Source organism: Paraburkholderia sp. BCC1884 (assembly GCF_900996225.1).
Taxonomy (GTDB): domain Bacteria; phylum Pseudomonadota; class Gammaproteobacteria; order Burkholderiales; family Burkholderiaceae; genus Paraburkholderia.
In genome coordinates this window covers 1,352,375-1,377,523 of record NZ_CAAJGL010000068.1, presented here as the reverse complement: position 1 = coordinate 1,377,523, position 25,149 = coordinate 1,352,375, and the positions used below count along the sequence as shown (strand labels likewise).

The 25,149-nt window shown below is 61.0% G+C and carries 21 protein-coding genes; 4 read left to right on the top strand and 17 right to left on the bottom strand.

From position 1 onward, the window contains the following. Positions 1–172 precede the first annotated feature (172 nt). Complete coding sequence (locus tag FQ705_RS12920; protein WP_144141342.1) at positions 173–1,366, top strand: porin; 1,194 nt, start codon at positions 173–175, stop codon at positions 1,364–1,366. Between the two features lie 5 nt (positions 1,367–1,371). On the opposite strand, the gene FQ705_RS12915 is transcribed toward FQ705_RS12920, so the two are convergent. Genes FQ705_RS12915 through FQ705_RS12905 form a run of 3 tightly spaced genes read right to left on the bottom strand, consistent with a single transcriptional unit; the run spans position 1,372 to position 5,617 of the window. After that, positions 1,372–2,796 (bottom strand): FAD-binding oxidoreductase, encoded by a 1,425-nt coding sequence (locus FQ705_RS12915; RefSeq protein ID WP_144141339.1) that lies wholly within the window; start codon positions 2,794–2,796, stop codon positions 1,372–1,374. Between the two features lie 28 nt (positions 2,797–2,824). Then, the gene (locus FQ705_RS12910) at positions 2,825–4,132 is read right to left on the bottom strand and encodes an MFS transporter (protein ID WP_144141337.1); all 1,308 of its coding nucleotides are present in this window, start codon (positions 4,130–4,132) and stop codon (positions 2,825–2,827) included. A gap of 54 nt (positions 4,133–4,186) precedes the next feature. Further along, complete coding sequence (locus tag FQ705_RS12905; protein WP_144141335.1) at positions 4,187–5,617, bottom strand: sulfatase-like hydrolase/transferase; 1,431 nt, start codon at positions 5,615–5,617, stop codon at positions 4,187–4,189. Positions 5,618–5,745: 128 nt separating this feature from the next. Between FQ705_RS12905 and FQ705_RS12900 the strand changes: the two genes are divergently transcribed. Next, positions 5,746–6,696 (top strand): LysR family transcriptional regulator, encoded by a 951-nt coding sequence (locus FQ705_RS12900; RefSeq protein ID WP_144141333.1) that lies wholly within the window; start codon positions 5,746–5,748, stop codon positions 6,694–6,696. Between the two features lie 27 nt (positions 6,697–6,723). Here the strand turns inward: FQ705_RS12900 and FQ705_RS12895 are convergent, their stop codons facing one another. The 6 genes from FQ705_RS12895 to FQ705_RS12870 form a co-directional block, all read right to left on the bottom strand. Further along, positions 6,724–7,578, bottom strand: a complete 855-nt coding sequence (locus tag FQ705_RS12895) for a helix-turn-helix domain-containing protein (protein ID WP_144141331.1) — start codon at positions 7,576–7,578, stop codon at positions 6,724–6,726. Between the two features lie 80 nt (positions 7,579–7,658). Continuing rightward, complete coding sequence (locus FQ705_RS12890; protein WP_144141329.1) at positions 7,659–8,207, bottom strand: carboxymuconolactone decarboxylase family protein; 549 nt, start codon at positions 8,205–8,207, stop codon at positions 7,659–7,661. A gap of 185 nt (positions 8,208–8,392) precedes the next feature. After that, a complete protein-coding gene (locus FQ705_RS12885) occupies positions 8,393–9,613 on the bottom strand; it encodes a porin (protein WP_144141327.1) in 1,221 nt (406 codons plus the stop codon). Positions 9,614–9,660: 47 nt separating this feature from the next. Then, positions 9,661–11,004 (bottom strand): MFS transporter, encoded by a 1,344-nt coding sequence (locus tag FQ705_RS12880; protein WP_144141325.1) that lies wholly within the window; start codon positions 11,002–11,004, stop codon positions 9,661–9,663. A 109-nt stretch (positions 11,005–11,113) separates the two neighbouring features. Continuing rightward, entirely contained in the window at positions 11,114–11,473 is a 360-nt protein-coding gene (locus tag FQ705_RS12875; protein ID WP_144141323.1) for a protocatechuate 3,4-dioxygenase, read from the bottom strand. After that, positions 11,470–12,315, bottom strand: coding sequence for a gallate dioxygenase (locus tag FQ705_RS12870; protein WP_144141321.1), 846 nt, complete (start codon positions 12,313–12,315; stop codon positions 11,470–11,472). Before FQ705_RS12870 ends, FQ705_RS12875 begins: the two co-directional genes overlap by 4 nt. A gap of 363 nt (positions 12,316–12,678) precedes the next feature. Here FQ705_RS12870 and FQ705_RS12865 point away from each other — a divergent pair, with 363 nt between their 5' ends. Further along, positions 12,679–13,947 carry a LysR family transcriptional regulator gene (locus FQ705_RS12865; protein ID WP_144141319.1) on the top strand — a complete coding sequence of 423 codons (1,269 nt, stop codon included), beginning with the start codon at positions 12,679–12,681 and terminating at the stop codon, positions 13,945–13,947. 22 nt (positions 13,948–13,969) lie between these two features. On the opposite strand, the gene FQ705_RS12860 is transcribed toward FQ705_RS12865, so the two are convergent. The 7 genes from FQ705_RS12860 to FQ705_RS12830 all read right to left on the bottom strand — a co-directional run bounded on the left by FQ705_RS12860 (position 13,970) and on the right by FQ705_RS12830 (position 22,831). Then, positions 13,970–15,076, bottom strand: a complete 1,107-nt coding sequence (locus tag FQ705_RS12860; RefSeq protein WP_144141317.1) for a 4-oxalomesaconate tautomerase — start codon at positions 15,074–15,076, stop codon at positions 13,970–13,972. 14 nt (positions 15,077–15,090) lie between these two features. Beyond that, the gene (locus FQ705_RS12855; RefSeq protein WP_144141315.1) at positions 15,091–15,786 is read right to left on the bottom strand and encodes a 4-carboxy-4-hydroxy-2-oxoadipate aldolase/oxaloacetate decarboxylase; all 696 of its coding nucleotides are present in this window, start codon (positions 15,784–15,786) and stop codon (positions 15,091–15,093) included. Next, positions 15,783–16,511, bottom strand: a complete 729-nt coding sequence (locus tag FQ705_RS12850; protein ID WP_144141313.1) for a PIG-L deacetylase family protein — start codon at positions 16,509–16,511, stop codon at positions 15,783–15,785. Before FQ705_RS12850 ends, FQ705_RS12855 begins: the two co-directional genes overlap by 4 nt. 205 nt (positions 16,512–16,716) lie before the next feature. Beyond that, entirely contained in the window at positions 16,717–17,394 is a 678-nt protein-coding gene (locus FQ705_RS12845; protein ID WP_144141311.1) for a hypothetical protein, read from the bottom strand. Beyond that, positions 17,395–18,474, bottom strand: coding sequence for an Imm72 family immunity protein (locus FQ705_RS12840; RefSeq protein WP_144141309.1), 1,080 nt, complete (start codon positions 18,472–18,474; stop codon positions 17,395–17,397). It lies immediately after the preceding gene. Between the two features lie 23 nt (positions 18,475–18,497). Next, positions 18,498–20,060: a hypothetical protein gene (locus FQ705_RS12835; protein ID WP_144141307.1), complete on the bottom strand. Its 1,563-nt coding sequence runs from the start codon at positions 20,058–20,060 to the stop codon at positions 18,498–18,500. A gap of 2 nt (positions 20,061–20,062) precedes the next feature. Next, positions 20,063–22,831 carry a type VI secretion system Vgr family protein gene (locus FQ705_RS12830; RefSeq protein WP_144141305.1) on the bottom strand — a complete coding sequence of 923 codons (2,769 nt, stop codon included), beginning with the start codon at positions 22,829–22,831 and terminating at the stop codon, positions 20,063–20,065. 576 nt (positions 22,832–23,407) lie between these two features. Between FQ705_RS12830 and FQ705_RS12825 the strand changes: the two genes are divergently transcribed. Continuing rightward, a complete protein-coding gene (locus FQ705_RS12825) occupies positions 23,408–24,001 on the top strand; it encodes a molybdopterin-dependent oxidoreductase (protein WP_144141303.1) in 594 nt (197 codons plus the stop codon). Positions 24,002–24,019: 18 nt separating this feature from the next. Here FQ705_RS12825 and FQ705_RS12820 read toward each other — a convergent pair whose 3' ends face one another. Beyond that, the gene (locus tag FQ705_RS12820; RefSeq protein WP_144141301.1) at positions 24,020–25,126 is read right to left on the bottom strand and encodes a porin; all 1,107 of its coding nucleotides are present in this window, start codon (positions 25,124–25,126) and stop codon (positions 24,020–24,022) included. Positions 25,127–25,149: the final 23 nt, after the last annotated feature.

Genomic DNA, 25,149 nt, shown 5'->3' with positions numbered 1-25,149 from the left:
AACCGCTGAACCGCTGAACCACCGATCACGCGCATGCCGGCGTGAACCCCGCTTCCCCCGCACCACGCAAGACCGCCCCCTGGTTCAGGAGCGGTCGGCGTGTGGGCGGAAAAAACGAGAGATCGCCAGTCAGGCGACCTGAAATAGACGTTTCAACCGAGCTATTACCACGATGAAAAAGCCATGGATTGCCGCCCCCCTGTTGTTGTCTTTCGCCGGCATTGCGTCCGCGCAGAGTTCGGTGACGCTGTACGGCATCGTCGACGCGGGCGTCACGTACCGCAGCAATGAACGCACCGGCACGGCCGGCAACTACAGCGGCCACTCGAACGTGGCGGCGACGAGCGGCAACCTCTCCGGCAGCCGCTGGGGCATCAAGGGACAGGAGGACCTGGGCGGCGGTCTGCGCGCGCTGTTCCTGCTCGAAGACGGTTTCGACATCACGAACGGCAAGACTGGCCAGAATGGCGGCCTCTTCGGCCGTCAGGCATTCGCGGGGATCGGCAGCACGCAGTACGGCACGGTCACACTCGGCCGCCAGTACACTTCGCTGAACGACTTCGTCGCGCCGGTCTCGCCGGTCGCACTGGTCGGCGGCTATGGCGCGCATCCGGGCGACATCGACGATCTCGATCAGACCGCGCGCGTGAACAACTCCGTCAAGTACACCAGCGCCAACTACTCGGGCTTCACCTTCGGCGCGTTGTACGGCTTCGGCGGCCAACCCGGCAGCCTGAAGCAGCAGAACACGTGGAGCGTGGGCGCGGGCTACGGCAACGGTCCGCTGAACGTGGGGGTGGGTTACGAGCGCTCCGACAACAGCAAGAGCGGCCCGCAGGACGCCACCAACGGCAAGTGGAACAGCACGGACGACGGTCTGTTCAATTCGTCGATCAACGAAGGCTATGCGAGCGCCCAATCGCAGCAGATCATCGGCGCGGGCGCGACATATAGCGTCGGCCCGGCGATCGTCGGTGTGAACTACAGCAACGTGCAGTACCGCTCGGGCGCGGACTCGCTCTTCAAGGGGCACGCCACCTTCAACATCGCGGGGATGTTCGGTCAGTGGACTCTCTCGCCGGCCGTGCAACTGTTCGCCGGTTACAGCTACACGCGCGGCGGCGAAGTGGATGGCGTGGACGATCGTGCGCAGTATCACAACGTCACGCTCGGCGGACAGTACAACTTCTCCAAGCGCACGGCGCTCTACCTGATGGGCGGCTATCAGCACGCTTCCGGCGACACGCTGAACGCCCTCGGCACACCGGTCGCGGCCACCGCCTCGGTCAGCGACAAAGGCAATAGCCACTCGGCCGCCACGCAGTCGCAAGCGATCGTCAGCATCGGCCTGCGCCAGAAGTTCTGAGCGAGTCAGTGCGGCGCGGATGGTGGGTGACCGGCGCCGCCGTACAGGTTGTCCGGCGCGATCACCCGCGCGTCGTTCAGGATTCCGCTGGGATCGAGCAATGCCTTGAGTTTTCGCATCAGTTCGATCTCCGCGGATGAGCGGCTCAATGGCAGAAAGTCCTGCTTGACCACGCCGATGCCATGTTCGGCTGAAATGCAGCCATCGCACGCCTGCACCTGCGCATAGACGATTTTTTCGACTTCGTAAAGCGCGGCGGCGTCGGCATAGGGACCGGAGAGCAGATGCAGATTGCCATCGCCCAGATGGCCGAAGAACAGATGCGTCTGCTGTGGGAAACGCTCTTGCAGCGCCGCTTTCATCGTCGTGACGAAGCGGTCCATTGCGATCATCGGCAGGCCGACGTCGAAGGCCGCGTGTGGCTTCAGGCGGCCCAGCAACTCCCCCACCGTTTCGCGATACGCCCACAGTTGACGCGCATGGTCGAGCGATTGCGCAACGATCACGTCGTTCACGATGGCGTTTTCCAGCGCGTATTCCAGCACCTCTTCCAACGCGCGACGCTCGCCTGCTTCCGAACCGCCCAGGGTTTCGACCAGCACGTACACCGGCGAGCGTTCGGCAAACGGCGCCTTCAGGCCGCCGATGTCCATCGCCGCATCCATGAAGTCGTCCCACATCAATTCGAACGACGACAACGCCGGCAAACGGCGGCGCAACTCTTTCAGCAGATGCGTGGCGGCGTCGAACGAAGCGAGTGCGCAGAGCGCCGTATTCGTCACGCCGGGCTTCGGCTCCAGCTTGAGCACGAGCCGCGTGATGACGCCGAGCAGGCCTTCCGAGCCAATGAACAGTTGCTTCAGGTCGATGCCGGTCGTGTTCTTGGTGACCTTGTTCATCATCGTGAGGACAGTGCCATCGGCGAGCGCCACTTCCATGCCGAGGATCAGGTCGCGCATCACGCCAAAGCGCACGACGCGATTGCCGCCCGCATTCGTCGCCGCATTGCCGCCGACCTGGCATGAGCCACGCGCGCCGAGATCGAGCGGAAAGAACCAGCCTTGTGCTTCCACGTGCGTCTGCAATTGCTCGAGTGTCAGACCAGCCTGAACCGTAATCGTGCCGCCGACTTCGTCGAATGCTTCGATCGCGTTCATCTTCGCGAGCGACATCGCGACTTCGCCGGCTTGCGGCGTCGCGCCGCCCGCGAGTCCCGTGAGGCCGCCCTGCACGACGACCTTCTGCTTGAGGGTCGACAGCACGCCGAGCGCGCGCGCCACGTCCGCCGGCGTGCGCGGCGTCAGCACGAGCAGTGGCCGGTGTTTTGCTGCGTCGCTCCAGTCGCCCGCGTGCGCGTCGAGCACGCCCGGGTCGAGCGACACGCATTGATCGCCGAGTTGTTCGATGAGTGTCCGTTGCAAATCAGTCATGTCGTGTGTGTGTCGTGTGGTCTAACGATCAGGCCTTGTCGGCGGCGTAAGCAAGCTGGCCGCCAAAGCGTTTCAATGCCCACCCCGCCACGAGCGCGATCAATGCCACGCCCGTCAGATACAAACCTGGCGCTGCCGTCGAACCCGTCTTGTGCAGCAATTGTGTCACCAGCAGCGGCGTAATGCCCGTGAAAATCACGGTCGCCAGATTGAGCGACAACGCAATGCCGCTGAAGCGTACCGGCGTCGGAAACAGATCCGCCAGCAGATACGCATAGGAACCGTTCACGAGTCCGCCGACGAAGCCGATCACCACGAACGCGACGAGCGGGTCGATCTGATGATCGGCGATCAGCCGGTAGAACGGATAGCTGCCCACCAGCATGAGAATCGAACCGATCCGATGCCAGTGACGCGATGCCACGCGATCGCCGATCCATGCAAAAAACAGCAGCGAGGCGGACATGGTCGCGATACCGAGATTCTGGCCCGCGCTCGCCAGACTCGGCGAAACATGCAGCACGGTGGTCATATAAGAAGGCAACACCACGAACAGCAGAGTGTTCGACGCATTGACGATGCCCGCGACACCCACGCCCACCGCCACCTGCTTCGGATAGTCCGTGAGCACCATCCGGAACGGACGCTTGACCTTATGGCTGCGCAGGCGCTGAAATTCCGTGGATTCCTCGAGCGACGTGCGCAGCCAGTACGACACCAGCCCGATCACGCCGCCGAAGATAAAGGCGATCCGCCAGCCGAACGACAACACCGCCTCCGCGCTCAAACCCGCATGCAGTGCGAGGCTGATGAGTGTGGCCGTCAACACGCCCGAGTTCAGGCAGAAAATCACCAACCCGCTCACGAGACTCGCGCGTTGCGGGATTTCCTCGACGACGTACGTGATCGAGCACGGCAGTTCACCCGCGAGAAAAAAGCCTTGCGCAAGACGCAGCAGGATCAGCAACACCGGCGCCATGACGCCGATGGACGCATACCCCGGAATCAGGCCGATGCCGATCGTGGATGCGGACATCGCCAGCACGGAGACGAGAAACACCAGGCGGCGTCCGAACCGGTCGCCGAGACTGCTGAGCACGATGCCGCCAAGCGGCCTCGACACGTAGCCGATGGCGAATACACCGAAGGTGCTGATCAACGAAGCGACAGGATCGGCGGCCGGAAAGAACTGCCGGGCGATTTCGCGCGCAAACACGCCGTAGATGATGAAGTCGTAAATCTCCAGCGAACCGCCCAGGCTCGCGAGAATGACGGTCTTCCACCGGGTTTGGCGGACCGGCCGATGCGCGGTCACTGCCAGTTCTGCTGAGGCCATCGCGTTGTCTCCATCGAAATTTTTTTATGGTTCCATCGGCCGTCCGGCCGACGGTTATTCCACCGGCACGGGCGTCGCTGCCGGCGTGCCGGTTTTCAGTGCCGCCTCCCGGCCACCGAACGCCTCGATCAGACGAGCCTGATCGTCTTTCGCCAACCTGTCCACGCCTTCGGGATCGAGCAATTCACGCAGACGCTTCTCGAACAGGGCCACGATCCGCGCGTACTCGGGCAGACCCGCGAGGTCGTGCAATTCTTCCGGGTCGCGACGCAGGTCGAACAACTCGGGCTGCAAGCCGACGTAATGGTGATACTTGTATTCCGCGTCCGCGAGCATATACGCCGCGCTTTCCGAACCGACAGCATGGTACTCGCTGAAGGCAAGCCGGCCAGGCTGATCCGGTGAGTTGGCGAGTTTCACCAGCGACTCGCCCGGACCCGCATCGGCCGGCAACGCGCAACCGGTGCGCTCCAGAATCGTATTCTGAATGTCGATCAGCGACACCGGCGTTTCGCATACGCGGCCTTGCGCAATGCCCGGCCCCGCGATCATCATCGGCACGCCGGTCGATTCGCGGTACATCAGGCATTTGTTCCACATGCCGCGCTTGCCGAGGTTGTCGCCGTGATCGCTGCTGTAGATGATGGTGGTCGTGTCGTCGAGCCCGTTGTCCTTGAGCGCCTGGAGAATCTTGCCGACCTGGGCGTCGAGAAACGTCACGAGCGCGAAGTAGCACGCCATCGCGAGCCGGCGGCGGGCGTCGCTGCCGATGGCGGCATCGTGATCCATATGGATCGCCTGGCGCTCTACCCAAGGATGCCGCACATAACCGCTCGACGGCTGTAGCGGCGGCAGATCGAGCGTGTCGGGATCGTAGAGGTCGAGATATTCCTGCGGCACGATCAGCGGGAAATGCGGCGCCACCAGACCCGCGAACAACACCCAGGGCTGCGTGCCGTCGCCCTGCTCGCCGAGCCATTCAACGGCCGTGTCGGCCACGCGCATATCGAAGCGGTTGTAGTTCGACAGACCGGGGCCGATCTTGTCGTACAGCGGCGAGCGCCCCATGGTTCGCGGCATCGGCTCGCGCACCGAGCCCCACACCTGGCCGATGCCGTCGAGAATATGCACCGCGTGCTGCTGACGACGCAAGCCCACGGGCGCCGTGTCGTTCCGGTAGTGCAGTTTGCCGATGGAGTCCGCGATCATGCCGTTGCGCGACAGGTAATGCGCCCAGCCCGGCGTGCTGCCGTCGTAAGCGATTGCGTTGTCCCAGCAACGGATGTCGTGCACATAGCGGCCCGTCGCCAGGCTCGCACGCGCGGGCACACAGATCGGCGACGGCGTATAGGCATTGCTGAAGCGCGTGCCGCGCGCGGCCAGCGCGTCGAGATTGGGCGTCTTGATGAACGGGTGGCCGGCGCAGCCCATCAGGTTGTGCTGATGTTCGTCCGAAAGAATGAACAGTACGTTCGTGGCATTCATGTGATGTGTCAGGGCGCGCTGTGGGTGCGGCTGTCTCCTGAACCCAATCATGGTGCGCAGGCGCATGACAAGCAATTGACATTTTTTCGAAAGCGCATAACCATGAGTTATTCGCTACGAGGCATGCCGTGGACCCGATCGAACGGTTTTTTCAGGCTGGATTGAAGCTGAACCATCTGCGGCTGCTCGCGTTGTTCGACAGCCTCGGGCAAATCCGGCTGGTGGCCGACAAGCTCAACGTCACCCAGCCGGCCATTTCAAAACAGCTCGCCGACCTGGAGGCCGGACTCGGCGTCCCGGTCATGATCCGCGTCGGCAACCGGCTTCAATTGACGGCGGTCGGCGAGACGCTCACCCGTCGCGCGCGCGAGGTTTTGCACCAGCTCGAACAGGCGCGCTACGAAGTGGACGCCCTCACCAGCGGCATCTCCGGAAAGATTTCCGTGGGCGCCGTGGCCACCGTGCTGCCCGTGTTCGCGCCCGAACTGATACTCGAATTGAAACGGCGCGCGCCGCACGTCAACGTCGCGCTGCAGGAGGCGACCAGCGACCGTCTCTTTCCTTTGCTTGCCAACGGCTCGCTCGATTTCGTCCTGAGCCGCACCGAGCCGGTGGGATTCGGCAAAAGCGAATTCGCCTCGCGCACGATCATGGACGACCCCATCGTGGTGGTGTGTGGGCGCGATCATCCGCTGGCGAGCCGCCGCAGTGTCGTGGCCGACGACCTGGCCGGCTTGCCGTGGATACTTCCGCCCAAGGAAGCGCCGACCTTCCTCGCCCTGCAAAGCTGGCTCGCCGAATCGGGACTCGCGTTTCCCGACGGCTGCGTGCAATCCATTTCCTTGCAGACCAACGAGGCAATGCTCGCAAGCTACCCGTTTCTTGCGTTGATGCCGCTTGCCGTGGCCCGCAAACGTGCGGGACGCTCGGGACTCGCCGTTCTGGTGTTGCCGGGCGCGAGCTTTCTCGAGACAGTTCGAGTGTTCTATAGCGCGTCATCGGTCAATCCGGTGCTGCCGGCTGCGCTGGAGTGCATCACTGCGGTTCAGGAAAGACTGAGCCGGCCCGCTGTGGATTGAAGTGGAGCGCTGACTTTCGCCTCAGCTTCAGCGTGTTTGCGGCAACGCGTCGAGCATCGCCAGATGCCGCGCTTCGGTTTCATCGTCGGCCGGGAACATGCATTCGATGCGCAACTCCTGCGCGGCCACCGTCTGCGGCGTGCCGACACTTGCGACCATCGAGAAGTACCTCAACACGTGGCCGTCCTTGACGAAGCCGATCGGGATCACCGGCATGGACGCGGCGCCCGAACCGGTGCCTGCGGCCTTGTCGTGCTCGACATGCGTCTGCACGTCAGGATACGCACGTATGGCCGCGAGCAATTCGCGCGTCGGGTCGTCGACCACACGGCCCACCGATTCCCGATAGACACGCTGAATCAGACTGTCCGCCACTGTTTCCCAGTCGGCCACGAACGGGCGCATGCCCTGCGGATCGAAAACCAGATGCAGCATGTTGCGCGGCCCCTTGCGCGCCGCCATGTCGATGAAGCAATTGAAGAAACGCGGCGCGGACTGGTTGGTCATCAGCACGTTCCAGTAGCGGTCCATGACCAGCGCCGGAAACGGTTCATGCTGGCGCAGCATGCGATCCAGCGCTTTCGTGACACTCTGCATCTCCTGCGCATTCCATGCGCCATCGCTGTACATCGGCGCATAGCCTGCGGCGAGCAGCAGCGTATTGCGCTCGCGCAGCGGAATGTCGAGCGTCTGCGCGATGTCGAGCAACATCTGCCGGCTCGGCACGCTGCGTCCGCTCTCGATAAAACTGATGTGGCGTTGCGAGACGCCGGCGTTGAACGACAGGTCCAACTGGCTGACGCCACGCCTATCGCGCCAGTGACGCAACAGCATGCCGAGATCGTTCGGCGGCGTTTTCTTCACGGGGTTCGCTGGGTTCATCGCTCTTATATCCGCTGGTCGAGACAGACGAGGTCCGATGCTTTGGACCTCGCCGGTCAGGATACTCTCTGTGATTCGATCTACGCGTGCCAGGCATGCACCTGGAACTGCGCTTCCAGCGGCGGCTGCGCGATGCTGCCCACGTAGTTCGTGATCGTCGACGCTGCCGCCACGGCCAGCACTTCGAGCACCTGATCGCGACGGAACCCGGCATCGACAAAACGGCTGACGTCTTCATCGCCGAGATGGCCGCGCTTCTGGATCGCGGTCTTCGTCAGTGTCGAGAGCGCGGCATGCTGGACATCCGCCGGCACGCGGCCCGCGCGAATCGCTTCGACATCGGCGGCGGTGAGTCCCTGGTTCAGCGCCAGCGCGGTGTGAAAGGCCACGGCCCACGTGCAGGCGTTAGTGACGGCGTTAGTCAGCAACAGGGTCTGGATTTGCGCCTCGGTGAACGTACCCGCGTGGACCTTTTTAAACAGATCGAAGAATGCGTCGATCAGGACCGGCGATTCCGCCATCGCTCCGGCAATGTTGGGAATGAAGCCGAAAGTCTGCTCGATCTGCTGCAATACCGGCCTGGCGTGTTCCGGCGCGCAGGCAAGGGTATGAACTTGAAACGTCGACATGATGAGTCCTCGATGGTGGACGCGGTTCGGAATGAATCGCGCGACCACCGAAGATTAGGTGCGCGGCCGAGGCTCGCCAATTACCTCGCATGTAATAACGGCGACTCGTCCAGGCGGACGCACAAATGAAAAAGCCAGACGCTGCACCGCGTCCGGCTCTTTTTCACCTCATTACGTCCCGGTCATCAGAACCGGTGAATGATGCCCACTCCGACCGCGAATTGCCCGCTCGACGTCGAAGGCGCGCTGTTGTAACCGTCGCCGATCGTCGCCGTGGCGTCGATGATCTGCCCTGCTCCGTTGGTGCCGAGCGTCTTGCCCTTCGCCTTCTGATACGCCTGCAGGGCATACAAGCCGGTTCGCTTGGACAGCGAGTAGTACTCGGAGAGATTGAACTGATGGTACTGCGCGTTTTCGTCGATGCCGTTCGCACGCGTCGCGCGCGTGTAGCTATAGCCCGCGCCGAAGTCCCACGCCACGGCCGGCTTCCAGTGCAGAACCAGACCGCCGGTGTTGAAGATGGCCGTGTCGTGGAACTTCGAGCCCACGCCCGGAATGTACTGGACGTTCGAATACGTGGCCGATACATCCCACGCGCTGCTGAACGTGTAACCGCCGCCCACCGCGAAGCGCTGTTGTGCCTGAGCGGTCTGATAACCGTTCGTCAGCGCGGAGACGCCGATCTGCGAACCGCCGTTCGTGGTGGTGGAATCCGCACCCCACGCGCCGCCGCCGAGGGTCGAGTTGTCGATGCGCGAGAAGCCGGCCGCGAGCCCGACCGGGCCCATTGCATACTGCAGTGCCGCCGACCAGGTCGAGCCGCGATTCACGCTGCCCGCCACACCGCCCAATGAATACGAACCGCTCGCCGTCACGCCAAACAGTTTCGGCGACGTGTACTCCAGCGTATTGTTGGCGCGATAAATCGTATCCAGTCCGTCGATGTCGCCAGGGTGCGCGCCGTAGTAACCCGTGATCCACGTGGTGGGGCTATAGGGCGAGAGCAACTGGTAGTACGACGCGTATTGCCGCCCTGCCGTGAACGTACCGTAGGTCGCATTGGTCAGCCCGACCCAGGCCTGGCGTCCGAACATCGCGTTGGTGTATTGCTGGGCGCCGGTCGTCGAATTGAAACCCGATTCGAGCTGGAAGATCGCCTTCGTGCCGCCGCCCAGATCCTCGCCGCCTTTCAGGCCGAAACGGCTGCCGGCCCACACGCCCGGCGTCATCTTCACAGCCGACTTGCCGCCGCTGCTGGCGCCGAGCGATCCCTGCCCGTTCGTGTAGGAAACGCCGTTATCGACGATCCCGTACAAGGTCACGCTGCTTTGAGCGACGGCCGGCACGGTGGCCGCGATCGCCGCGCCGAACAACACGGCATCGACTCGCCTGATACTTTTATTCATGCTCCAGATCTCCAGTTACTACGTCTCGTTGAAATTCTTTTTTTGATTTATGCGTCGGCGACCGGGCTGGTGATGAAACGCAACGCGAGCCGGTTCATGACGATGGCCGCGGCCGCGATCAGCGCCGGCACCGCCAGCACCGAGAAGACCACTTCAAAGCTGAACCCCAGCGACAGCAACGCGCCGCCCACCAGTGAGCCGAGAATTCCGCCGAGCCGGCCGATGCCCAACATCCAGCTCACGCCGGTGGCGCGCGCCCGCGTCGGATAGCAGGTCGGCGCCAGCGCGTTGAGACCTGTCTGCGCGCCGCTCATGAAGAAACCCGCGCATGTCACCAGCACCGGCAGCAGGTTCGACTTGAGCGTGCCCATACCCAATGCGAAGATGAACACGCCACCCAGCAGATACGCCGCGCCGATCACGGCATTGCGATCCATGCGGTCCATCGCGAAGCCGACCGCCACCGCACCGACCGTGCCGCCCAACTGGAACAGACCGGTGATCGCGGCCGCACGCTCGACGGGCAAGCCCGCGTCCTTGATGAGCGTGGGCAGCCAGCCCGTCAGCAGATAGATGATCAGCAGGCCCATGAAATACGTGAGCCACAGCATCAGCGTGCTAAATGCGTAGCCGTCGGCGAACAGCATCCGCACCGGCGCCCTGGCGGCGATGACCGGTTCAGGCGCGGTGAAGCGCACGTCCTTGGCGAAGACATGGCCGCATACGCGTCCCAACGTTGCCGCAATCCGTTGTGCCGACATCTTGCGCACCAGCATCAGACGTGCGGACTCGGGCAGCAGCCACAGCAACAGCGGCACGCTGAGAACCGGCAACGCGCCGCCGAACAGAAACACCGCGCGCCAGCCGAAGTGCGGAATCAGCGAAGCCGCCACGAAGCCGCCCGCGCCCGAGCCGAAATTGAAGCCGGTGAACATGATCGTCAGCAGCAACGAGCGGCTGCGCGAAGGCACGTACTCGGAGAGCAGCGTGGTCGAGTTCGGCATCGCGGCGCCCAGACCGAGCCCGGTCAGAAAGCGCAGCGCGACGAGTTGCAACGGCGTTTGCGCGAAGGCGCAGATCAGGCTGAAGATGCCGAAGCAGAGCACCGATGCCACCAGCACCTTCTTGCGCCCAATGCGATCGGCCACCGGACCCGCCGCCAACGCGCCGATCGCGAGGCCTACCATCGCGGCGCTCATCACCGGACCAAAAGCGGCCCGGCTCACACTCCAGTCATGCATGATGACGGGCGCGACGAAGCCCATCACGGCGGTGTCCAGCCCGTCCATCATCACGATCAGAAAACATAGAACGAGAACGAGCCACTGGTAAGGCGAAACTTTGCGCGCGTCGATAAACGCCTTGATGTCGACTGAGTCTGCTGATTTCATGCATGTCTCCGGAGAAAATAGTTTCCCGCCCCGGATTTCTTGTCGAATCCAGGGTCTTGTTGGTATCGAATAAAAAGCCGCGGGAAATCGCGGCGTCGAGCGAGCGCCGCTACACCGCGTCCGGCACCAGACGCGTTTTCAGAAACGCTTCGAGAGTTTCGCCGCGCATGCTGGCGTACATGCCGAGATTGGTGATCTTCACCACACGTGCGAATTTCTCGAGGACGAAGAAACACACGCCATAACGAATCAGGCCGATCCAGTCCGTGCTGTCGACCAGCGCGCGTTCTTCTGCCGTGAGACCGGCCGCGTCGTAAGCGGCGCTTCGGTTTTCGAGCCATAGCGTGCGCGCCGGTGCCTCGCGCATCTGCCAGAAGAAACGGTTCAGGCGCATCGCCTTGATGCTCTGGCGAATGTCGAAGGGATACGTGCCCGTCAGTGCTTCGATGCCGACCAGCTGCGGGTTCATTGCGCCACCTCGTCTTCGTAGATCGTCACGGCCATCGCGGTGCTGGTCGCGAGATAATAGTTGCGATGCAGTTCGCGCACGGTCAGACCGAGCGCGCCGCGCATCGCGAGCCACATGATCGTTTCCACGCTTTCCGCGCCGCCCAGACGCACGTAGTCGACATGCTTCATCGCCGCAAGCCGTTGCGGGTCGTTCACGATCAGATCGAGAAACTCCATGTCCCACTCGGTGTTGTTGAAGCCGCTGCGCTCGCCATGCACCTGATGCGACAGTCCGCCCGTGCCGACCACGACGACATCCAGATCCTGATCGAACGATTCGATCGCGCGGCGCAGCGCCTGACCCAGGCGATAACAGCGGTTCGCAGTGGGCAACGGATATTGCAGCACGTTGACTTCCATCGGCACCAGCGCCATCGGCCAGCCGCCCTGATGCGGCAGCATCAGCGAGAGCGGCGAGTTGCAACCGTGATCGAGCGCGCGGTCCTGAAAAATCGTGAGGTCGAACTCATCGGCGATCATCTGCTCGGCGATATGGATCGCAAGATCGGGATGGCCTGCGATATCCGGCAGCGGACGCTTGCCCGCGCCTTCATCGGCAAATTCGTGACTGGGCGATACGCCCAGCGCGAAGGTCGGATAGCAATCGAAGAAGAAACTATTGGCGTGGTCGTTGTAGAACATCACCATCACGTCCGGCTTGCGCTCGGCGAGCCACTGCGCGACCGGTTCGTAGCCCTTGAAGAGCGGCGCCCACGCGGGATCGTTCTGCTTGCCCTTGTCGTACGCCATGCCGATAGTCGGCACATGCGATGTACCGATGCCACCAATGATCCTTGCCATATTCGTTGCCTTCCGTGACTTCATGCCGCGCGAGCCGCGCGCCGTTCCAATGGGTTGCCTGCTTAGGATAGGAATTGTGCGCGCTGGCAGAAAGTACGGGTAAACCACGCGCGGCCAGCGGGTAATGGCGAAAAACAGTTTGGATAGCCAGAACCCGAGCCGGCGACTCGTCCTTTAAGCCATGCCAGATATAGCTTTGGCGGCGTGACGGGGCGACCGATCCGAACGCGCGGAATATCCATCTGGGTTCATATCCGATAAACAGAACAGATGACCCTGAAACGAAGTCGCAAGCCGCTCTGTAAGCGTGGTGCAGGGCCGCGCGGGTAGCTATACTGTTCGGCGTATAACGAGTCGATCACGATGAGCCCAACCCTCCCGAAGGCCAGCAGCACCGAACTGCTCAATCTCGCACAGCTTCGTGCATTTCGCCTCGTGGCCGAGATGGGCAGCGCAACGCGCGCGGCAACCGCGCTCTTTCGTGCGCAATCGGCTGTCACCCGCTCGGTGCAGGAACTCGAAGCAGCCCTCGGCGAGCCGCTCTTCGACCGCGGTCCGTCGGGGATGTTGCCCACGCCGGTCGGTCGTGCCGTGCTACAGCGCTGCGAGCGGATTTTCGCGGAACTGGAAGAACTCGCGCAATGGTGTTCGGCGCGGCAAGCACGCCGCCGACCCACGGCAGAGGGCGCGTTGCCCGCGTATCTGCTCAATACGCGTCGGCTGCAACTCTTCGTGGCACTTGCACGGCACCGCCACATGCCAAGTGCCGCGAAGACCTTCGGTATCAGTCAGCCAGCGGTCAGCACGGCGATTCGGGTGCTGGAAAGCGGTGCCGGTTTGAGTCTCTTTCATCGAAGCCCGCGTGGGATTCTGCTCACCACGGAAGGCGAAACGTTTCTGCTGCACGTGCGCCGTGCGCTAAACGAATTGCGGCATATCCCTGACGATATAGCGGCTCTGCACGGCAAGGTTCAGGGCGCCGTCAACGTCGGCGCACTGCCGCTCGGACGCACGTTGATCCTGCCGAAAGCGATTGCGCGGATGACCATGGCGCATCCAGGCGTACAGGTGGTGACCGACGAGAGTTCTTACGAGGCGCTGGTCGCGAGCTTGCGGGCCGGCGATATCGACTTCATTCTCGGCGCATTACGCGAAAACGACGCGACGAGCGGCCTGAAGAACGAACGGTTGATGTCGGAAGATATGGTGGTGCTGGTGCGCCGCGATCATCCGCTCGCGCGCGGGGGGACACTGACCATTGGCGACTTGCGCGACGCGCAGTGGATTTTGCCGCGCAGCAATGCGCCCGCGCGCGCGTTGTTCGAAACGCAATTCAGGCGGACGAAGGTGAAGCCGCCGATGCCCACGGTCGAAACCGCCGACCTCGCCGTGATTCGCGGGCTGCTGCTGAACACCGACATGATTGCCGCGCTGTCGGCTCAGCAGTTGCACTACGAGGTGCAGTCGGGCCAACTGGCGGTGCTCGACGTGCCGCTACACAACACGCGGCGCGAGATCGGTTTGACCGTGCGCGCGGCGGGCACGCCCTCGCCCGCCGCACGTGCGTTGATCGATGCGATTCGCCTCTCGGTGGTCGACGTGACCCGCACGGTGAGTATCGCGGCGAGCTAGGTGTTTCAACCGCTAAGGTCGCTTATCTTTGCGGCTCCCACACCGACGCAGGAATTCCGACCACGCCGTCGAACAGCCAACGTGCCGTGCGCAACAACGCGGCGCTGAGCACGTCGGGTTGCCGTGGGTCGCCGCCGAGGGTGAGCTCGACCGTGAACTCCCCCGTCGGATGCTCGACCGACACCCGTTTGCGCGCCCCTTCCGGATCGACGGCGGCGAGTTCGTCGCAGACCGTGCCGGGAAGCACGGCCGCCGTCGCCACGCTCACCGCGCCCAGCACGCCGATCGACGCATGGCAGCGATGCGGAATGAAGCTGCGCGTGGACAACGCGCCGCCATGGCGTGGCGCGGCCACCAGACACATCTTCGGCACCGTGCGCGCGCTGACATCGCCCAGCTTCATCAGCGGGCCGACAGCCAGACGGATCGCCTCGATGCGGGCTTTCAGCGGTTCATCCGCGTCCAGTTCCTCGCGGGTTTCGTAGCCCGTGCGGCCCAGGTCGGCCGCGCGCATCAGCACGAGCGGCATGCCGTTGTCGATACAGGTCACCTCGACGCCCTCGACGAGATCCTTGAGATGCCCCGTGGGCAACAGCGCGCCGCAGGTAGAACCCGCCGTGTCCCTGAACTCGAGCGGAATCGGCGCGGCCAGACCGGGCACGCCGTCGATGCGCGCGTCACCTTCGTAGGCGACGCGCCGTTCGGGCGTGCTGACGGTAGCCACCGCGATCTGGCCAGTGTTGACCATGTGAATCGCGACCCGCGTGCTGCCGTTCTGCGCCGGCACGAGACCGCGCTCGATCGCATACGGCCCGACCCCGGCGAGGATATTGCCGCAGTTCTGGCCGAAATCGACCCGCGCCTCGTTCACCACGATCTGCGCGAACAGGTAATCGACGTCGGCGTCTTCGCGCGTGGAGCGCGAGATGATCGCCACCTTGCTCGTCAATGGGTCCGCGCCGCCGATGCCGTCGATCTGCCTTGGATCGGGTGAACCCATCACCGCAAGCAGAACGCGGTCGCGCCCAGCGGGGTCGGCCGGCAGATCGGACGCCATGAAAAACGCGCCTTTCGACGTGCCGCCGCGCATCATCATGCAAGGAATGCGGGTTTGCGTGCGACTGGACATCGTCGGGCCCTCCGTCACAGATCGTCGGCCGAAGCGACGTAGCGCAGGCCTTTTTCCGCGAGTTTCTCGCGCATGCCGTAGTAGTCGAGACCGAGCGTGCCACCGGCCAGTACCGCCCGCGTCTTCTCTTCTTTCGCGATGCGCGCCTGAGTCGCTTTCACCACACTAGCCACGGTGGCGAGCGGCACGACCACGATGCCGTCATCGTCCGCGACGATCACGTCGCCGGGGTTGACGATCTGCTGCGCGCAAACCACCGGCACATTCACCGAGCCCAGCGTTTCCTTGACCGTGCCTTGCGCAGACACCGCCTTCGACCAGACCGGGAAGTTCATTTCTTTCAGCGAGGCGAGGTCACGGCAGCCCGCGTCGATGATCAGGCCGCGCACGCCGCGGGCCTTCAGCGACGTGGCCAGCAGGTCGCCGAAATAGCCGTCCTCGCAGGGCGAGGTGGGCGCGACCACGAGCACGTCACCTTCGCGGCACTGTTCGACTGCGACGTGCAGCATCCAGTTGTCGGAGGGCGGCACCAGCACCGTGACCGCGGAACCGGCAATTGCCGCGCCGGAATAGATCGGCCGCATATACGATGCGAGCAGGCCGAGGCGGCTCTGCGCTTCATGGACCGTGGCCGCGCCTGCCTGCTGCAGGACGGCTACATCGCGCGGATCGGCGCGACCGATATTTGTGACTACGACACCGCGCTTCATGACAGGTCTCCCGTCACCGTGGGTGTGATGCGCTGATAACCTTCGGCGTATTGAATGTCGCGTGTAGCCGTGATGCCGATGTTGCGCTTGGCCTGCACGCCACGTTGCAGTGCGACGCGCGTGTAGTAATCCCACAGATGTTCCTGGCCTGCCATGCACTCGATCGCGCGGCGCTTGGTGTCCCACACCTCGGTGATGTCGAGAAAGGTGTTCGGCATCCACTCGCACTGCTCGGTCTGATGCGGTTCGAAGGCGTACACGGGCGGTGCGCCCACCACCTTCTGGCCCGGGTTATGGCCCTCTGCCTGCGCGATGATGCGCGCCTCCTGGGCGACGTGCATCGCAAGCGGATGATCGAAGTTGTAGGGGTCTTTTAATGAATGGCTCAATACGAACGCCGGTTGCAGTTCGCGATAGACATCGACCAGACGCAGCAGCGCTTCATCGGAGACGCGCAGCGGGTAATCGCCGAGATCGAAGAACTCCACTTCGGCGCCGAGGATATCCGCTGCGCGCTCGGCTTCTTCACGGCGCGCCGTCTTGACCTTTTCGATCGTCATCTCGCCCTTGCGCCACAGCTTGGCCGACTCGCCGCGCTCGCCGAACGACAGGCACACGACCTTGGCCCGATATCCATTCTGTTTGTGCAACGCAATGGCGCCGCCTGCCCGCCACACGAAATCAGCGCTATGCGCGCTTACCACCAACATCGCCTTGTCAGCCATTTCCAACCCGCCATTGTTCGGTATGTGATGAGGGTTATTGTAGGATTTGAAGGGACGTCAGACGCACCTAAAGGGGCGTTCAATGCTATCTAATCTGTTTATCGGTAAGATAATTCGAGGGTTTTTACGGGGTTGTGAGCGGCCCGGCGAGGAGAAACCTTGTCACCGAGGCGGTGCACAGTTCCGCATGCCGGGCAGGCATTGGCTAGTTCGATGCAGCCTTGGTTCGAACCGCGCTCGGCTCGCCAGTTTGCGTAAACATTTGGTCCATCAAATCCTGAACGACGCCGTCCGCGTTCGGAAACTGATGCAATACTGAGTTCTTCCAGTGTCCGGATGCAATTAGGCCACCGCTTGGGGCTTTGTAGAAACGGATGTCCATTGACCGCAGATACATGACAATGTCCCAAAACCAGCTATCGGTGTAGGTGACACTCATATCCGCGTTGTCGCATTTTGGCGCCAGCGAGACCGACACTCCGTGGTTCTCCAGGTTTCGCTGGATCGCTGCATCCATATCCGCCGACCTGCCGCCATGCGCGGTGAAACACGCTGTCGTCATCGGTGAGTTTTTCACTTGAGGACCGGCGGTGACGTTCTGAGTCGTCGAGCAGCCGGGGAGGAAGGCGAGCGCCGAGGCGGTGGCCAGCAATGAAACCAATGTGCGCATTTTTATTTTCCTGTTTGAATGCAAAGACGGCACATGGATTATCGGCACCTCACATGAGAAGTTGAGGAAAGGATGGCCGGCCTGTTCACAGCTCGCGCGGGTTGGAACTGGATGTGCTCGATGCCGATCCGCAATTCGCCGTTCCGACGACTCCGCGGTATAAGCGTTGCATCCTGCCTCGTTCAATCGAGTTGTTGGCAATGCATCGGACATTCACACGCGTTTGATAAGGCGCCATGTGACCCAGTGAACGCGGCGCTCTCCCGAGCCTGGAACATTGGCTAGAACATCGGGCATGACCTTGCCCTTCGACAACTCGACACGGTGAGTGTGGAATCCCTTTGCCTCCCACGTACCCGACACCGGGCAAACTTCGCCTGTACGGACCTCAACCTCGCCTACCGGTTGTTCCTTTGCGGCTTCTTCGTAACTTTCTTTGGGCGCGAGGAAGTATCCGGATTCATCTGGGATCACGCCGTTCCTGTATCGAGTGTCTTCCCAGAGAAGACGCCAGTGCGTACCGATTCTGTCGGCTTTTGAAACTGCCTGGTTCCAATCGCCAACGATATTGGGCGCCTTTGTGCCCATCACCAAATAATTGAAACAACCGTTATTTTCTGTGCTCTTTACACCTATCGGAACGATACCGAACAGCTTTTCCCGCTCTATTTTGATGGGCTCCCATATGCCGTCGACGGGAACGCAACGCCCCGAGCTAATGACGATGTCGGTCGCTGCAGGAAGGGGAGGAAGGACGTCCGGAAAGACCGGATAGGGAAGCTCGTAGAACTGGTATCTATAAGCATCCTGGTTTAGCAGACCTCCTGCACTACTGTACCGAGCTGCCATGTGAGCAACGAACGGAACTTCGATAGGTGCGTATTCGCCCTCATACTGACTGGCAAGAAGCAATCGGTGAAGTGTTTCAACCTTGTCGGGATAAGGCGCGAACTGAGCACCGCGTTCCCAGTAGTCAGGGTGGGGATAAAGAAAGCTCGCAATCGCGCCGGAATTAACCACCGCTACTTGCAACGGCTCGCCAGTGCGCCACACGAAGCGGTGACCACTTCGAAGCTGATCGAGCCCTTTGTTAAATGCACTCAGCGTCTCGAAAATTCGAGGTAGCCTGTCTGCGTCCATCTGTTCGGGCTGACTTTCTGGCCAGATCTGAACCGCATTCTCGTATGCAGCAGCAAAAGCCTGCCAGGCATCGCGCTTACGCTCCCATAGGGAGTAGCTGGTTAGCCGCTTGAGCAACCAGAAGACTCGGCGTCTCGTTTCTTGGTCTTGCATGTCATACGGCGTACCGGCAGCACTCACTGCAATTGCTCCTGATTTTCGGCGTTTCCGGTGCGCACTGTAGCGGTCGCACGGCTATTTGTAACTTTCGTCTGGATTTCGTCGCTGGCGAGCCGACGCGTTCGTGCAGTCTTAGATATGTCGTCGGAGAATTTGCTGTACCCATATAAGTCTTCGACGTTCGTCCAATGTGTCGGGTAGAACTGGATTTGAACTCCGCCAATTGTCTCCGACACCCCGATTCCAGTTTTCTTGACGTTTTCGCCGATACGCGTAATTTCTGTCGCGAGCGCGCCTAGGTCAACTACTATTTGCTGCCCTCCCCCTTCAAGAAATTGCGCAGGGATATCATTTCCGAACTGTTCGGCTATCTGTCCTGACCAGCCTTTCGCCGATGGCATTTGTGTCGCAAAGTTACTGGGCAGATGTACAACCGCAAGAAAACCGTTCCCGTTCCATTCGTCGAGCACGGCTGACCGGATTCGCCATTCTTCTGCGTCTTTCGGGGCATTACTTAATCCCCAAAATGCCGGCTGCCGGCCGCCGGCAGCTTTGCTGCCCCACGACGCGTGTTTTGACGGGTTGCCGAAAGCGCGATACAGCGTTTTTCCCGCAAGCTCCGCGGCGTCTACTGCGGCGACTTGGCCATGAAACGTAGACAGTGTTCGAAAGACCTTCTCGCCTCTAAATGCAGGTACTTCTGTCGTGGTATCTGCCAGAATATCCGGCCAGCCCTGGTCGATTTTCGATTGATACTTGCCCCGAATTGCGGCTTCAATCTTGCCCTTGTCAGCCAAACACTCTGTCGATGCAAACTTGCCCTGCCGTATTTCCCGCGCAAGCTTGCGCTCCTCCAGGTACGCCTCGGCCTCGCGCCTCACCTTCGGCATGCCACCGGTTGTAATCTCATGAATCTCGCCACGATAGACCATATTCTGCAGGGTCTTCAGTTTGGCATCGAGTTCCTTGACAGCTTTCGGGACCATCTGGTCCGCCAGATCCTGCACGGCGCGAAACCCGTCTCCAACCCGTTCGAGCTCCGCGCGCCACATCTCGGGCAACAGTTGACCGACGCGCGCCTTTAACGAGCGCTCGATAGCCAGCCGTACCGTGGCACAAAAGTCTTTTACCTTCGAGAGCAACTGCGACTGGTACTGGCCGATATCCAGCGCTTTCAACCACTTTGGCGCATCACCGTGCCCCATCCGGTTAAGAAACTGAACAATTTCTTGCAGTAGTTCGGCATCTTTTGCCGCGTCGCCGAGGACGCGCAATGCCAGCCGGCCCACGCCTTTGATAACACCTCCGACAACCGGAATCAGCGCGAATATGAGAACAATGAATAAGACCCACTGCATGACCTCCTGGCGTTTTCGCGGGTCCGAACTCATTCCGATACTCACTGACAAGAGGTCGCGGACGGCCGTGACATCCCCCACGAGCGGAATCATACCGATGGCGGCATCGGTGATAACCTGGCTAATCGTCTGTTTCTCGTTGAATGCACCCTGCAGGGTGCCCCAGCACCACTGGCCGACCTCCAGAGAAGTCGTCTTGAAGTCTTCTACACTCCAGCTCACTGTCACGCTCCCCCGTGCTTCTGAATCAACGAGTCGATACTGGCGTCAGTCAGTTGCTCGCTTTTAAAATCTGGATTATTAATCTGGTCCTTGCGCGCATATGAACGGGAATCCGGTCCCAGCTCAACCTTGACCGGTCCCACTGGCACGTCCTCGAGACTCATCCGCCCGTACATGTCCAACGTGCCCTGTCGAATGCTACCGTCAGAGAGCGTCGCAACATATTTCGCGCCCTGAACGGGTTCGTCGTCGTGATAAAGATACTGCATGGCCGTATCGTATCCCGACGTCGGCAATGCCGTCAGAGGATAGCTGGTACTGGCGGGCCCGTTGAACGAATGCTGACTGCCTTTTATGTCGACGTTGCCGGGCGCATGTATTTCGATGTTTCCGCCCGAGATGCGGATGTATGCGCCACCCGACGTCAACAGGATGTCCTGGTCTGCCGCGGCCTCGATTTTCTCAGTAGCGGACACCAAACGAAGTGTCTTCTGCGCTGACAGTTCGATGTTGTCCGAGTGAGCCTGAATCTCGACTTTTCCCTTTGCCGCAAATACCTTCATGCCGGCGTTCTGGACGAAGACGCTGAGTTTCTGAGCGACGCTTGCCACCAGCGATTTACCAGTCGCCATATGCGTGTTTTGCCCGCTGACGATATTGATCTGCTCGTCCGCTGCAACATGCGTGGAGCGCTGGGTCGACAGGGCAATGCCTGCCGGACTCGCGAGGAGCATCACTGGCTCATTGAAAGCATTGGCAGTGCCCATGCCCCCGCCAGCGGTACGTCCTTTCGACGATGCTCCGGAGACGCTGTTCTGTGTCGCGTCGGCGAACGCCTTGAGTGAATCACGTCCGTCAACCAAACTTTCGGCCTGATGCGCCTCGCCAGCATTTGATAAAGACTCGATAACGCTTTCGGAATTGACGAGCTGCTGTTGAGCTCCTCGAACATCGAGCGGCTGGCTCGAAGAACCGTTCGCCGCATGAGTCGACATGTACAAGCCCCGCCCCGCCCGAATGGCACCGTAGGCGTCGGTCTTCAAGTCGAACCCACTGCCCAGATAAGAGCCCCGCGTGTTGCCGGACTGCTCGATGAGATACCCAAGGTGCAAGTGCACATCCGTACTGGTCGAATACAACTGGACCCGGTTCTGACCGCTCGCATCATCCATCACCAACTGGTTATAGCCGGCTCCGCCATACTCTTTGGACTTGTATCCCGATAGCAGTCCGTTGGAATGCCAGTGCGGTGAATTGCCGGAATTGAATACCCGGCCGGTGACGATGGGGCGGTCGCAGTCGCCATCGATGAAAGAGACGATGACCTCTTCACCGACTCGCGGCACATGGACGCCACCGTAGGCGCTCCCCGTGTCGGAGTAGGCCACCCGGACCCAGCACGAAGCGTTTTCATCACCGCTATTCAAGCGGTCCCAGTGGAAAAGGACTTTGATGCGGTTCAACTCGTCTGTGTGAACCTCCACACTGGCCGGTCCGGCGACCGTAGCCGTCTGCAGGTTCATTATCGGCTTCGGATGCTCCAGCGGGCTACGGAAAGGGACCGTGCGGCGCTGAGCTTCCACCTCAACGAGATAAAAACCTTCGCTCCGGTCGGCGTGTGCGACATGGAACGCGGAGGCGGCGCCTGCATGTACTGTGCGCACTTGCGCGATTTCCGTTTTGAGACTGTGCGGCAAATCGGCGGTGGTCGAAACCGGGAGATTGTTTTCGATGTACCAGCGCGCTTCGATAACTACGAACTGTCGCTGCTCCGCCGCGTCCCGGTCATGTTCAGGATGACCGCGAAGTTCGAACCATTTTCCGGCGTCAATGTTTCGGGCGCCGCCAACGGCGGTGAAGCGCTTCGCCCGCGACTCCCACTCTTCCATCCTGACCTTCGACAAGTGGTCGCCGCGGTCCTGAGACAGATGAGTATATGCACCGGTATATTCATAGACTTCGGCCTGGAAGGGCAGATTTCCATGCGTCGGCAAGGTAGGTACGTTGGTCGACTTGTCATTGCCGGGAGATTTGTAGTCGAACGTTCTCGTGGACAGTGACGCACTATGGAGCTTGCGCGAGCCGGACCACAGGACCCATGCGTCGGATGAAGTATTTGAACCAGCTCGAGAGAATTGCAGAGTGACAGGTTCGACGGACTTCAGCGAATAGACATCGTCGGTTATAACCAGCCTGTGCGACTTACCGTCTTCGGCGTGCTCTACATGGCAAAAGAGGCCCTCCGATTCCATCAGCCGGTGACAGAAATTCCAATCGTCTTCGTATTGAACACAAAACGACCGTTGCGGCAGCGGCTTCCGCAATTCAAAGCGAAATGCGCCTTGCGCTTGAGGATGGTGGTTAAATACTGCGGACAGAATTTCGTCGCCTGTTTGGTCATGGAAGACGCGAGCGTCTTTCCTGAGCTTCAGGAAATGCATCCATGACGAAAATCTAATCTGATAGCTAGTCAGCCCGCCGTCTGATCCAAGACGGCGAACGGTATGAATATATCCGTGACGCGGCAGATAAGACCTGTCGCTCTGCCGCAGCCATAAGCAGATCGGCTGCGCAATCAGATTTTTGAGCTCTAGATCAATAGACGCTGAAACGACATCCACACTTAATTCGTAATGGCGACCGACCCGCGCGCGACCTATAGCTCGCTGCGGCAACAAAACATTGCCGCCCAACGGCGTGTCCAGTTTCAGAAGCCGGTTCTGCTGAATCAGGCCGCCCGATATTGCCGTGATTAAGTCCTGCGCGCCCATGCCGCCTCTGAATAATTTATTTACAGCGCAGACGCGCCACGCGCAATTCTACAAAAATTCAGAGGAAAGCAATGCGTCAGATTGTTAAAAATATTCGCTATGGATGCTTTTCATTCGGACAGCGGACAGCAATATCGGAAATAAGCGTTTTATGCAAAACGAATAAGGCGGCGGCAAAATGATAATTGACGCCGACAAAGGCAACGAAGCCAACCGGGTCGGTCGGTTCTCAATGGCCGAGCCAGTTCCATTTTTTCGAGCCAAGGCCATATGAATTTGATAAGTGCGTTTCTTAATCAAGTACGTGCGAGTGCACCTAGACCGGGCTTTGCTTGCAAACCACCGCCAATGGGCTTCGCCCTTTTCTGCTACAACTACAAAAGCACCTCCACGCAAACCCAAGGGCAGGCCAGCCATTGACGAACAACACTGAAACGCGATGGACGAACATCTGGCGAGCCGGCGGCAACCACCGGACGCCCCGTTGACCGCCGTATTGCGAGCCAGCGCAGTGATCGGTCTGCGCGAATTCTTCCGCCTGCTATCCTTTCGACTCAGCCCGAACCGCATCCCACCATGAATAAACGCCAATTCCTCACGCACGCGGCAATACTCGGCGCGAGCGCAACACCGGCCTTCGCGGCCCAATCCGGGCACCCCGAATGCGCGGCCGCCCCCGTCGTGCTGACCATCAGCGGCGCAATCAAACGCCACAATCGCGGCGCGCTCGACCCCGCATTCGACCAGCTGCTCGCCAGGCATCAGGTGAAGTTTTCCGAGGCGTACGGCGTCGATCTGCCCTGGATCGCCAGCCTGCCGATAGTGACGATCAAACCCACCACCGAATACGACTCGCGGGCACACGCATTGAGCGGCCCGCTGCTGACCGACCTGCTGAAACACGTCGGTGCGCCGGAGGCGGGATCGACCCAGATCGTGATGCACGCCGTAGACGGCTATGCCGTCATGACGACGCTCGACAAAGTCCGCGCCTACCGGTTCATCGTCGCCACGCAAATGGACGGCAAACCGCTCCCGCTCGGTGGCGTGGGGCCGCTGTGGGCAATTTACGATGCGGACAACATCGCCGAACTCTCGGGCAAGCCGCTCAAGGACCGTTTCGAGTTGTCGCCGTGGGGCTTGTATCACATGCAGATCACGGAGGCATAGCGGCACGCCGCACGGCACTCAGAACAGGTGATGAATCCCGCTGAGGAACACCGTTTGCCGCCCATTCGACGACGCGCCAATCCCCAATGTGTTAGCCACCGCTCCGCCACCCGCGGTCTCGAACATCAGGTCTGCGTAAAGCTGCGTACTCCTGGACAGCGAATAGATATTGGCCAGGGTGAACTGACTCCAGCGGCGCCCCGCGAGCGTCGCAGTCCATGCTCCGGCCGCCACTTCCTCGGCGGGTGTCAGACGCAGATTCGCACCGCCGTCGAAGCTGCGAAAGTGCTCGCTGCCGCCGTCGGACGCAATCCGCAAGTCGGTGGCGAGCGCATGCAGCGTGACGCGCTCGAAGCGATATGAGCCGCCAATGCCCACATCCCGCACCTGCTTCGCATTGAAAGTCGCTCCGGCCGCGAGCGTTTGCCCTTCGAACGACGTCAGCCCGAGACCATTCGACAAGGGCAGCAACCGGTCGCGATACTCGGCATAGACGGCGACCACTTTGAGCGGACCGTTCGCGTAATTCGCGCCGAAGCTGATCGTGCGTCCGTTGGTGTTACTGGCTGTCGCGCCGGAAAATCCATACAACGCGCCGAGATTCAAGCCGTGATAGTCCGCGCTCTTCCATTTCACCGTACTCGACAATTGCACGGGCAAAGTACTGCCGAGACCATCGAGATTGCCTGGGTGAAACGCCGAGAAGTCGCCAAGCGATTGACCAGTCGACACCGAGCCGAGCCACTCGAAATTCCAGTCGGTCTGACGGCCGAGCGTGACGGTGCCAAATGAAGGGTCGGCGAGTCCAACATAAGCCTGGCGATTGAAGAACGTGCTGCTACTTGCGGATGCGCCGGTCGTCGTCACGAAACCGCTTTCGAGCCGGAATACCACCGAACGGCCCGCGTCGATATCCTCGACACCTTGAAAGCCGAAGCGATCGGCTTGCAACGTGCCCTGCTCCGCGATATACGCGGCAGAGCCGTGCAGATTGCTGACATAACCGAGACCCGCATCGAGACTGCCATAAAGCGTGACACTGCTTTGTGCGTGGACCGTGGGGCAAAAGGCGAGCGCAACCGCGCCCGCGACCCACGTCGCGTGGGAAGCGAATTTTATTTTCATGGCGTGTGATGAAGCGTTGGAGG